The 11,194-nt window shown below is 70.8% G+C and carries 9 protein-coding genes; 6 read left to right on the top strand and 3 right to left on the bottom strand.

All coding sequences use genetic code 11. From position 1 onward, the window contains the following. Positions 1–197 precede the first annotated feature (197 nt). From DT019_RS33430 to DT019_RS33420, 3 genes are read left to right on the top strand one after another with little or no spacing between them, the layout of a single operon-like run. A complete protein-coding gene (locus DT019_RS33430; RefSeq protein ID WP_114040726.1) occupies positions 198–614 on the top strand; it encodes a DUF6507 family protein in 417 nt (138 codons plus the stop codon). After that, positions 611–3,235 carry a hypothetical protein gene (locus DT019_RS33425; RefSeq protein WP_114040725.1) on the top strand — a complete coding sequence of 875 codons (2,625 nt, stop codon included), beginning with the start codon at positions 611–613 and terminating at the stop codon, positions 3,233–3,235. Before DT019_RS33430 ends, DT019_RS33425 begins: the two co-directional genes overlap by 4 nt. A gap of 13 nt (positions 3,236–3,248) precedes the next feature. Next, a complete protein-coding gene (locus DT019_RS33420; RefSeq protein ID WP_114040724.1) occupies positions 3,249–4,109 on the top strand; it encodes an immunity 49 family protein in 861 nt (286 codons plus the stop codon). Between the two features lie 204 nt (positions 4,110–4,313). On the opposite strand, the gene DT019_RS33415 is transcribed toward DT019_RS33420, so the two are convergent. Continuing rightward, complete coding sequence (locus DT019_RS33415; RefSeq protein ID WP_114040723.1) at positions 4,314–5,597, bottom strand: adenylosuccinate synthase; 1,284 nt, start codon at positions 5,595–5,597, stop codon at positions 4,314–4,316. 175 nt (positions 5,598–5,772) lie between these two features. Here DT019_RS33415 and DT019_RS33410 point away from each other — a divergent pair, with 175 nt between their 5' ends. Then, positions 5,773–6,579, top strand: a complete 807-nt coding sequence (locus tag DT019_RS33410) for a diacylglycerol kinase (protein ID WP_114040722.1) — start codon at positions 5,773–5,775, stop codon at positions 6,577–6,579. An 82-nt stretch (positions 6,580–6,661) separates the two neighbouring features. On the opposite strand, the gene DT019_RS33405 is transcribed toward DT019_RS33410, so the two are convergent. Next, positions 6,662–7,201, bottom strand: a complete 540-nt coding sequence (locus DT019_RS33405; RefSeq protein ID WP_223279882.1) for a GbsR/MarR family transcriptional regulator — start codon at positions 7,199–7,201, stop codon at positions 6,662–6,664. 101 nt (positions 7,202–7,302) lie between these two features. Here DT019_RS33405 and DT019_RS33400 point away from each other — a divergent pair, with 101 nt between their 5' ends. Together DT019_RS33400 and DT019_RS33395 are read left to right on the top strand one after the other, a co-directional pair. Continuing rightward, complete coding sequence (locus DT019_RS33400) at positions 7,303–8,208, top strand: ABC transporter ATP-binding protein (protein ID WP_114040721.1); 906 nt, start codon at positions 7,303–7,305, stop codon at positions 8,206–8,208. Next, positions 8,205–9,809, top strand: coding sequence for an ABC transporter permease (locus DT019_RS33395; protein ID WP_114040720.1), 1,605 nt, complete (start codon positions 8,205–8,207; stop codon positions 9,807–9,809). The genes DT019_RS33400 and DT019_RS33395 overlap by 4 nt, the downstream gene beginning before the upstream one ends. Positions 9,810–9,819: 10 nt before the next feature. Here DT019_RS33395 and DT019_RS33390 read toward each other — a convergent pair whose 3' ends face one another. Continuing rightward, positions 9,820–11,055, bottom strand: a complete 1,236-nt coding sequence (locus tag DT019_RS33390) for a cytochrome P450 (RefSeq protein ID WP_114040740.1) — start codon at positions 11,053–11,055, stop codon at positions 9,820–9,822. Positions 11,056–11,194 lie beyond the last annotated feature (139 nt).

Raw genomic sequence — 11,194 nt, 5'->3', positions numbered from 1 at the left:
AACAAGGCCGCGAACGAGGTCCGCGAAATCATCCGCCTCGTCCGCGGCACCCTGGAACTCAACGACGGAACCGCCCAGTCCACACTGTCGAAGGCCAAGGCCGCCGTCGACGCCATCGGCTGAGCACGCACATTCAGCAGTAACTCGGCGCCAGCGCAGGGTAGTTGGACAGCAGGCAGGGAACGGGGGATTTTTTCGTGTCGGCTTGGGACATCAAACCGTCCGACGTGTCGGGCGTACTGAAGAAGACGGCCACGGCGGCCGAGGCCATGTCGACGGCCGGAACGGCCATGCAGGAGGCTCTGAAATCGGCTGCCTCGTCGGCGGGCACGCTGTCGGGTCCGTACTGCGGTGTGGAGGCCCCGATGGGCCCCGTCGGCGGCGCGCTGGGCGAGTTCATGGAGCACAAGGCGCAGGAGCTCGGCTACATCGCGGTGCGCACCGAGCGCTCCCTCAACGGCGCGTACGACGCGACGACGGAGTACGCCCAGGGTGACCTGGCCATGGCCGCGAACAAGCAGAGCCAGGCGATCAAGGAGCCCGTCATCGACGACAAGGGACAGGAGATCGGCCCGGACGGCAAGCCGGTCGAGAAGCCGGGGGCACCCAAGTGAGCAAGGACGTCATCGAGCCCGGCGGTATCCCGATGTTCACGGGGAACCTGGAGCAGCTCACCAAGGACGCCGCCGCCCTGACCAAACAGGCCGGCGCGTTCCGCGACGGCGGAGCCAACGTCCACAACGAGTTCCAGGGCCTGTCCTCCTGCTACCACGCGCCGGAAGCGGACCAGTTGTTCGCGACCACCCTGCCGGTCAAGACGAAGGCGGACGACTTCGCGGGCGGCCTGGAGAAGGCGGCCGCGGCGCTGACCGAGTACGAAGGCGTCGTACGCCCGCTGGTCGCGAAGCTGGCCTCGCTGCGCACCGAGGCGTTCGCGTTCACCGACAGCATCGCCGGGGACGACCACTGGCGCCGCGACCAGAAGAAGATCGACCACAACGAGCGGCTGATGAACGAGGTCGGTGCGACCATCGCCGCGTTCACCGACGCCGAGCGCGCCTGCCACGACAAGATCACCGCGCTGGTCAACGGCAGCAAGCTCACCGTCGACGACGGCAGCCACAAGCCCGGCATGTACGGGTACAGCGCCGACGCGCTCCAGCACGCCGAGGAAACCCCCTGGGGCGGCCACGCCGAACGCGAGTACACGGGCCTGTCCTGGGTCTGGCACCAGGTCAAGTCCTTCGTGTGGGACGGGTTCATCGTCGACGGGATCTGGGGCACGGTCAAAGGCCTGGGCACCCTGGTCGGCACCGACGGCTGGGACAAGGCGGGCCAGGCCTGGACGGGCCTCGCCAAACTCGCCACCGGCCTCGCGATCTCCTCCACACCCTTCGCGGCCGCCTACTGGACGGCCCCCGACAAGGACCTCCCCAGCTGGCTGCGCGACTCGCGCACCGCGGTCAAGGAGACCGGCAAGGCGCTGGTCGCCTGGGACGAGTGGGGCAAGAACCCGGCCCGCGCGGCGGGCGGGGTCACCTTCAACGTCCTGACCACCGTCTTCACCGGCGGCTCGGGCAGCGCGGCCAAGGGCGGCGCCGTCGCCAAGGTCCTTTCCGTCACCGGCAAGGTCGCCAAGGTCGTCGACCCCATGACCTACGTCGCCAAGGCCGGAAAGTTCGGCATCATCAAGGTCGGCGACCTGTTCACCGGCCTCAAGAACATCACCAACGGCCACTACGCCGACATCTTCGCGAACGGCGGCAAGGTCAACCTCGACGGCACCTTCCCCAAGACCGCGGACCTGCCCACCATCAAGGGCAACTACGTCGAATGGCCCGGCGGCAGCCGCCTCAACCTCGACGACGGCAAGGTCTACAAGCCCGACGGCACCCTCTCGGAAGCCAAGGTCGAACTCAGCGCCGACGACATCGCCCGCCTCAAGAGCTCCCTCCCCCACGTCGGCGAGACCGTCCCCGCGGGCGTCAAGGAACCGGTCCTCGTGGGCGCGGGCGACCGTGCGGGCCACCTGGGCGACCACCCCGCGAACCCGGGCACGCGAGCCCCGGGCGGCACCGCCCACGACCTCGGCCGCGGCGCCACCAACGACCTCGACCGCGGCGCCACGGGCGGTTCCCGCGGCGGCACCCCCTCCACCGGAGACACGGCAGGCCACACGGCCGGCCACACGGCGGACGCGGGCGGCCACGGCGGGCACGGGGCTGGTGGACACGACGGGGGGTCCGGCGGGCACGACGGGGGGGCCGGCGGGCACGGGGGTGGGTCGGGCGACGAGCCGCCGACCGGTGGGCACGGAGGCAGCGGCCCGCACCCGAACTACGACGGACCCAGCCGGTGGAACGGCGCCAGCGCGCGCGAAATCATGGACCACCAGGTCCAGCGCGCCCGGCACGAGCCCGGCTACTTCGAGAAGTACTACAAGGACTACAAGGTCAGCGCCTACCGGAAGTACTCCAACATTCCGGACGAGAGCGGCCTCGTACCGCCTCAGCTCGTCAAGCACCCGACCACGGGTGAGTGGATAGCCAAGAGCGACGAGCCGCCGCCGATCCCGGAGAAGTACGTCCCGGGCGCCGATGTGAAGCGCGACGCCTCGACGGTGGTCACGCCCAAGGGCCGGGAGATCCTCGACCAGGCCGCCCGCGACCGGCACGCCTCGGTCTCGGCCGACAACGCGATCCACCCGAAGGTCAACGACGCCAAGAAGCTCTACGAGGCGCACCCGACCCCGGAGAACCTCGAGGCCTGGAACGAGGCGAAGGCCGAGCACGCACCGCTGCACGAAAAGATGACGAAGGACACCGAGGCCTTCGGTGAGGCGGTCGCCAGGCATCACGTGATCCCGGAGCACTATCCCGACGCCAAGTGGGAGACGCTCGACGGCCCCAAGAACGGCAACGACCAGTTCGACCAGGTGTGGAAGCGCGACGACGGCCGCTTCGTGGTGGTCGAGGCGAAGAGCAGTCTCGACACCGAACTCGGCCAGCGCCGACTGCCGAATGGTTTCAACGCACGGCAGGGGTCACGCGAATACTTCGAGGACATCCTCAATGAAATGAAGGAGCGCGGGCGTACCAACCCGAATGAACGCCGGCTCTACCGAGAGCTCAGCAAGGCCCTCAAGCAGGGGAAGATCGACTACATCCTCGTGAAGGGGAACCCCAAGGCAGGAACGTACGCTGGGTATTCCATGCGGCGTTTCAACCTGGGCTGAACGGGAGTTTCTGATGACGGTGAACGTAGCTCGGCACGGCAGCCCCGGACCCGACGACGAGGAGTACGCACGGGAACTCGGAGAGGACCTGGCGGACTCGATCGAGACACTCCCGCGCACGCCGCGCAATTTCAGCCTCGCGATGAACGAATCGCTCTCCTGCGTGAACGCATGGCTCGCCGTCAATCCCGACGGCTCCCAGCTGGAAACCTGGGAGGCGGTGGTCACCGCCATGCAGGTGCACTCCGCCGCGTTCGCGGCGGCCAGCGCCACGGAGGGCAGCGGTGAGTACCGAATCAACCACGAAGTCCACACCATCCCGGCGACCGGGCCCCAGTACTACGCCAACGCGGGCAACTGGCTGACCGCGTTCTGGCTCGCGATCGTCTGCCGTGACCAGGCCCGGATGACCCAGCTCTGCGAGATCCCCCTCGACGTCCTGCGCGCTTCGGGCGCCGAAGGCGACGAGTACGTCCACCACTGGGTGGACGCGCTCCAGACCTACTGGCTCGAACGGCCGGGCCTGGTCGAGAAGTTGACCCTGGCCATTCAGACCTCGCACCCCGACGTGGCCACCATCGCGCCGCGCGACCTGCTCCAGAACATCCTCTACCAGCCCATCAGCCTCTTCCACCGCTTCCTCGTCAAGGACCACGAGGCTTTCAACCAGGCTCTGCTGGAAGCCGTTCAGGCTCACAAGGCGTACTGGACGGCGACCGAGAAGCGGGAGGGGAGCGTGGAGGGCTACCTTGCTCTCGGTCCGCTCGCCATTGCGTGCCTCGCGGTCGATGCGGGTTTCGAGATCGACGTCGAGACGCCCTACTTGCCGGGGGAGCTCCTGCGGCGCGCCTGGCTCGGCGAGTTCCCCACGTAGCCGTCCCCCAAGGCCTTAAGGGCCAGGGAGGACCCCCATGACGGGCTGAAGATGCCCGTGCTGGCCAGCACCGATGCTGCTAGGGGCGCGGGGAACTGCGCGAGCAGGCGTCCACGGTCCGGAGGCCGGGAGGCGGGGGCCGGGGGGGCCGGGGCTTGGCCCCGGGGGGGTTGAGCGGGGCCGGGTGGCCCCGCTCAGGGGGTGCTAGAGGAACGAGTTGATCTCGATCGTTTCGGTGCGGCCGGGCCCCACCCCGATCGCGGAGATCGGCGCCCCCGACATCTCCTCCAGCGCCTTCACATACGCCTTCGCGTTCTTCGGCAGCTCGTCGAAGGTCTTGGCCTTGGTGATGTCCTCGGACCATCCCGGCAGCTTCTCGTAGATCGGCTTCGCGTGGTGGAAGTCGGTCTGCGAGTACGGGAGTTCCTCGACGCGCTTGCCGTCGATCTCGTACGCGACGCACACCGGGATCTCCTCCCAGCCGGTCAGCACGTCCAGCTTGGTGAGGAAGAAGTCGGTCAGGCCGTTCACGCGGGTCGCGTAGCGGGCGATCGGCGCGTCGAACCAGCCGCAGCGGCGGTCGCGGCCGGTGGTGACACCGCGCTCGCCACCGATGCGGCGCAGCGCCTCGCCGTCCTCGTCGAAGAGCTCGGTCGGGAAGGGACCGGCGCCGACGCGGGTCGTGTACGCCTTCAGGATGCCGATGACACGGCTGATCTTCGTCGGGCCCACGCCCGCGCCCGTGCAGGCGCCGCCCGCGGTCGGGTTCGAGGAGGTGACGAAGGGGTACGTGCCGTGGTCGACGTCGAGCAGGGTGCCCTGGCCGCCCTCGAAGAGCACGACCTTGTCGTCGTCCAGCGCCTGGTTCAGGATCAGCGTGGTGTCGGCGACGAACGGCTTGATCTGCTCCGCGTACTGGAGCATCTCCTCGACGATCTTGCCGACCTCGATGGCGCGGCGGTTGTAGACCTTGGCGAGCAGCTGGTTCTTGCCCTCGAGGGCCGCCTCGACCTTCTGCTCCAGGATCGACTCGTCGTAGAGGTCCTGGACGCGGATGCCGACGCGGTTGATCTTGTCGGCGTAGGTCGGGCCGATGCCGCGACCGGTGGTGCCGATCTTGCGCTTGCCGAGGAAGCGCTCGGAGACCTTGTCGAGCGTGACGTTGTACGGCGTGATCAGGTGAGCGTTGCCGCTGATCAGGAGCTTGGAGGTGTCGACGCCGCGCTCGTTGAGACCGCTCAGCTCGGAGAGCAGGACCGCCGGGTCGACGACGACTCCGTTACCGATCACCGGGGTGCACCCCGGCGAGAGGATCCCGGAAGGGAGAAGATGCAGCGCGTACTTCTGGTCGCCTACGACAACCGTGTGGCCGGCATTGTTGCCGCCCTGGTAACGCACCACATAGTCAACGGATCCACCGAGGAGGTCGGTGGCCTTTCCCTTGCCCTCGTCACCCCACTGAGCACCGAGCAGCACAAGTGCGGGCACAGGCGTACACCCCTTCCGGGCGGGGCATGTCCAAGGTCAGGGGCATACGCGCTCCACATGTGGATGCGTACACCATGGGCCTGAACCGTAGAAAGCTGCCCCGGAATAGACGAAGCCCCTGGCGCAATAGCGCAAGGGGCTCTTGCACAAAGATGCTACCCGAGGAAGGACCGAGGTGTCGGCTGCGCACCAGCTCGTCGTGCTCATCGACCCGGTCGCCCGCCGTATTGACGGCGAGTCCGTACGGATCGCGAAGGATGTGCTGTGTGCGGGAGCACAGGCGAAAATCTGCTGGCCACAGGGGCCGGAGGAATTTGCCAGGGCACTGGCCCGCCGGGCCGGCCGGCGCACCGTGCTGGTCGGTGACGACCAGGCGCTGCTACGCACCGTGACGCTGCTGCACAAGGAGCGTGAGCTCGACCGGGGGCCGCTGGCCCTGGTGCCGGTGGGCGCGGCCGACTCCCTGGAGCTGGCGCGCTCGCTGGGGGTGCCGCTGGGCGCGGTGGCCGCGGCCCGGGCCGCCCTGGACGGCACGGGGCGCAGGCTCGACCTGCTGGTGGACGACAGCGACCAGGTGGTGATCGGCGCGCTGCGGATCCCGGCGATGGGCCCGCCCGTCGCCCGGCCCGAGCCGCCGTCGGTGTGGGGCGCGGCCCGCTCCCTGGTCCGCACCCTGGTGCGGGCGCCCGCGCCGGTGGCCGCGGCGGTCGCGCACCGGCTGCGGGTGGAGGCGGACGGAAAGCTGCTCAGCGACCTGGACCGGCCGGTGGCGGGGGTCTCGGTGGCCTCCGCGGACGGGCTCGCGCAGGTCGTGGTGCACGGGCGGACCGGCGAGCGGGTGCGGGCGGCCGCGCGGGCCGTGACGATCTCGGGCCCGGTGGGCGGGTTCCGCTACCGGGCGGACCAGACCGTGGCGGGCCCGGTGCGCACCCGCACGTGGACGGCCCTCGCGGGCGCGTGGGAGCTGGTCCTGCCGACGTGATCCGCGCCCGGAGGCGGCTCAGCGGGGCGGGATCGGGGGGAGGCCCCGGGTCGCGTCGACGTGATCCGCGCCCGGAGGCGGCTCAGCGGGGCGGGATCGGGGGGAGGTCCAGGGTCGTGCGGTGCTTTCGCCAGCGGTCCATCAGCTGGGACAGCTCGCCGTGCAGGAACGCGAAGAACGCCGCCGTCTCCGCCATCCGCGCCCCGGCCGCCGTGTCCGGCCCGCCCGCGCTCGCGACCCCGTCCTTCATGACCTGCTCCCAGCGGGTCAGGATCCGGTCGCGGTTGGTGAAGGTCTCGTACCAGAGCTCGTTGTGCAGGACGTACCGGTCGCGCCGGGAGCCGGGCTCGCGCTCGCGGCCGACCATGTTGACCTGGGAGAGGTAGCGGACCGCGCCGGAGACGGCGGCGGGGCTGATCCGCAGCGCCGAGGCCAGCTCCGCCGAGGTCATCGAGCCGGTCTCGGAGCAGAGCAGCGCCGCGAAGACGCGGGCCGCCATCCGCTGCATGCCCGCCTCGGCCAGCTCGGCGGCGAACCGTTCGACGAACCGGCCCACCGCGTCCTCGTCCCGCTCGACCGCCATGCCGCCCGGCACCTCCCGCTCGCTGTCCACGCCGCTCATCGCCTCATCGTCTCCCCTCGCCGCCCCGGACCCGTCCCGCCGCAGACTTTATATGCTTCCTTAACTTCACAACTTCGTGAAAGTACAGTACGTTCAAAAACATGACGAAGGCAATCACGGCCTCCGGGCTGCACAAGTCGTTCGGGCGCACCCACGCCCTCGACGGGCTCGACCTCACCGTCGAGTCCGGCGAGGTGCACGGGTTCCTCGGGCCCAACGGCGCCGAGAAATCCACCACCATCCGCGTGCTGCTCGGCCTGCTGCGCGCCGACTCCGGCGCGGCGCAACTGCTCGGCCGCGACCCGTGGGCCGACGCCGTGGAACTGCACCGGCACGTGGCGTACGTACCGGGCGACGTCACCCTGTGGCGGAACCTCTCGGGCGGCGAAGTCATCGACCTCTACGGCAGGTTGAGGGGCGGGCTCGACCGGTCCCGGCGCCGCGACCTCATCGAGCGGTTCGAACTCGACCCCACGAAGAAGGGCCGCACCTACTCCAAGGGAAACCGGCAGAAGGTCGCCCTGGTCGCCGCGTTCGCGTCCGACGTGGACGTGCTGATCCTGGACGAGCCGACCTCGGGTCTCGACCCGCTGATGGAGGAGGTCTTCCAGAGCTGCGTGGAGGAGGAGCGCGACCGGGGCCGCACCGTGCTGCTCTCCTCGCACATCCTCAGCGAGGTGGAGAGCCTCTGCGACCGCGTCAGCATCATCCGCAAGGGCCGCACGGTGGAGACCGGCTCCCTCGCCCAGCTGCGCCACCTCACCCGTACGTCGGTGACGGCCGAACTGGCGGGCGCCCCCAACGGGTTGGCGGGCCTGCCCGGCGTGTACGACCTCGACGTCCAGGGCCGCCGGGTCAAGCTCCAGGTCGACACCGACAAGCTGGACGCGGTGCTCCGCTCGCTCACCGAGTCGGGCGTACGCTCCCTGACCTCCACCCCGCCCACGCTGGAGGAGCTGTTCCTGCGCCACTACACGGGAGCCGATGAAGAGGTGGCGGTCCGATGACCAACCTGGCGGCGCCCGGCCGCGCCTCGCGTGAACTGATCGGCAGCGGAGCCCTGTTGAGGCTGGCGCTGCGCCGGGACCGGCTGATGATCCCGGTGTGGGCCCTCGCGCTGGGCGGCCTCGTCGCCAGCGGCGCGAGCACCCTGGACAAGGTGTACCGGACCGCCGCCGAGCGCGCGGACGTGGCGCACTCGATGAACGGCAACGGCTCGCTGCGGGCGCTGTACGGGCCGGTCTTCGACGACTCGCTCGGCGGGCTCACCGCGTGGCGGTTCGGGGGGTTCGGATACGTACTCGCGGCGGTGATGAGCCTGCTCATCGTGGTACGGCACACCCGCGAGGAGGAGGAGACGGGCCGGCAGGAACTGCTGTCCTCCGCGATGGTGGGCCGCCGCGCGCCCTTGACCTCGGCCCTGCTCGCCGCGTTCGTCGCCAATGCGGCGGTCGCCGTGATCATCGCGGCGGGGCTCGCCCGGCCGACCGGGAACACCGCGGGCTCGGTGGCGCTCGGCCTCACGACCGCCGCGATCGGCATGCTGTTCGCGGGTCTGGCGGCGATCATGGCGCAGCTGACGGAGAGCGCCCGGCTCGCCAAGGGCCTCACGGGGGCGGTCCTGGGCGCCGCGTTCCTCCTGAAGGCGGCGGGCGACACGGCGACACAGGACGCCTCCTCGGTACTCGACTGGCTCTCCCCGCTCGGCTGGGCCGAGCACGTGCGGCCCTACGCGGGCGAACGGTGGTGGGCGCTGCTCCTGATCGGGGCGGCGGCCCTCGCGCAGGGGGCCGCGGCCTACGTCCTGGCCGGGCGGCGCGACATCGGGATGAGCTTCGTGCCGCCGCGCCCCGGACCGGCCGAGGGCCGCGTGTCCTCGGCGTACGGACTCGCCTGGCGCCTCCAGCGGGGCGGGCTCGTCGGCTGGGCCCTCGGGTTCGCCCTGGCCGGGCTGCTGTTCGGCGGTATGACCGACGGAGCTGCCGACCTCGTCGGCGACAACGCGCAGACCAAGGAGATCATCCAGCGGATGGGAGGCCAGTCGGGCCTGACCGACGCGTTCCTCGCGACGATGGTCGGCATGCTGGGCATGGTCGCCGCCCTGTACGCCACCTCGTCGGTGCTGCGCCTGCACGGAGAGGAGACGGGGCAGCGCGCCGAACCGGTCCTGGCGGCGTCGGTCGGCCGGGCGCGCTGGGCGGCCGGTCACCTGGTGATCGCGTTCGGCGGAGCCGCCCTGATCATGGTGGTCGGCGGGCTCGGCCTGGCCGCGGGCCACGGCCGTGAGCCCGGCCCGATCCTGGGCGCGGCCCTGGTCCAGCTCCCCGCGATCTGGACGCTCGCGGGCCTGGCGGTGCTGCTGTTCGGGGCGTTCCCGAGGATCGCGCAGGCCTCGCTCGGCGTGACGGGCCTGTGCCTGTCCCTCGGCTGGATCGGCCCCGCGCTGAACCTGCCGCGGGCCGTCCTGGACGTGTCCCCCTTCGGTCATCTGCCCAAGCTGCCGGGTACGGAGATGGCGTGGACACCGGTGCTCGTCCTGACGGCGGTCGCGGCGGCGCTGGTGGCGACGGGAGTGGGAGCGCTGCGCCGCCGGGACATGCTGTCCTGAACCGCTCTCGTCAGCACTCCACGTGCAGCTCCGTGAGGCCCCGGATGACGAAGCCGGGGCCCCACGCCGGTTCGGCGGCGAGGTGCAGGCCGGGCGCCTTGGCGAGCAACTCACCGAAGGACGCGCGGAGTTCGAGGCGGGCGAGCGGGGCTCCGAGGCAGTAGTGGATGCCCGCGCCGAAGGAGATGTGCGGGTTGTCGGCGCGGGCGAGGTCCAGGGTGTCGGGGTCGGCGAACCGGGCCGGGTCCCGGTTGGCGGAACCGAAGAGCAGCGCGACCTCGCTGCCGCGGGGCAGCGTGTGCCCGGCGAACTCGATGTCGTCGAGCACCCAGCGCTCGAAGAGCTGGAGCGGGGTGTCGTACCGCATCAGCTCCTCGACGGCGGTGGGCAGCAGCGCCTCGGGCGCGGCCCGCAGCGCGGCGAGCTGCCCGGGATGGCGCAGCAGCGTCCACCAGCCGTTGGCGGTGGTGTTCACGGTGGCCTCGTGACCGGCGTTGAGCAGCAGGACGCAGGTCGAGACCATCTCCTGCTCGGAGAGGCGGCGCCGACCGCCGTCGCCGTCGCTGCCGTCGTCGTACGCGGCGATGAGCGCGGAGACGAGATCATCGCCGGGCTGTTTGCGGCGCTCGGCGATCAACTCCCTCAGATACGCGGCGAATTCGAGCGACGCGCGGACCGCTCGGGCCGCGGTCTCCTCCCCCGGGTTGAGCTCGTACATGCCGCAGATCGCCGCGGACCAGGGGCGCAGGAGGGGGCGGTCCGGCTCGGGGATGCCCAGCATCTCGGCGATGACCGCGACGGGGAGGGGCTCGGCGACCTCCGCCAGCAGGTCGCCGCCGCCCGCCGCGCAGAAGTCGTCCACGAGCCGGGCGGCGAGCCGCCGCACGGTCGGCGCGAGCCGCTCCACGGTGCGGGGGGTGAACGCCTGCGAGACGAGGCGGCGGATGCGGGTGTGGTCCGGGGGCTCCAGGTCGAGCATGCCGTGGTCGTTGAGGGTGTGGAAGGGCTCGTGCGCCGGGGGCGGGGGTGTCCTTCCGAACTCCTCGTGGGTGAAGCGGTGTTGATAACTCCGGCCGAGCCTGCGGTCGCGCAGGAGCGCGGAGACGTCTTCGTGGTGGGGGACGAGCCACTGCCCCGTGGGCGCGTAATGATGCAGCCGGCCAGCCGCTCGTAGCTCCGAGTACGCGGGGTAGGGGTCGGCGACGAAGTCCGCGGCGCGGGGGCGGAAGAGGGGGGTGGCGTCCATGGGCTCGACCATGCGGGGTCGCTCCGCGGGGATCAAGGGGGTGCGGGGTGCGCTTTTGTACGGGGTGCGCTTCGGGTCCGCCCCGGGCGCGTACGGGGTACGGCCCACCCAGCCCCCTCACACAGTTCCCCGCGCCCCT

This window comes from Streptomyces sp. SDr-06, from assembly GCF_003324565.1.
Classification (GTDB): Bacteria; Actinomycetota; Actinomycetes; order Streptomycetales; family Streptomycetaceae; genus Streptomyces.
This window is presented reverse-complemented; position numbering and strand designations above follow the sequence as displayed.

Coding starts and splice junctions, on each gene's coding strand:
- DT019_RS33390 (WP_114040740.1), bottom strand. CDS start 11,055: ATGGACGCCACCCCCCTCTTCCGCCCCCGCGCCGCGGACTTCGTCGCC.
- DT019_RS33400 (WP_114040721.1), top strand. CDS start 7,303: ATGACGAAGGCAATCACGGCCTCCGGGCTGCACAAGTCGTTCGGGCGC.
- DT019_RS33420 (WP_114040724.1), top strand. CDS start 3,249: ATGACGGTGAACGTAGCTCGGCACGGCAGCCCCGGACCCGACGACGAG.
- DT019_RS33405 (WP_223279882.1), bottom strand. CDS start 7,201: ATGAGCGGCGTGGACAGCGAGCGGGAGGTGCCGGGCGGCATGGCGGTC.
- DT019_RS33395 (WP_114040720.1), top strand. CDS start 8,205: ATGACCAACCTGGCGGCGCCCGGCCGCGCCTCGCGTGAACTGATCGGC.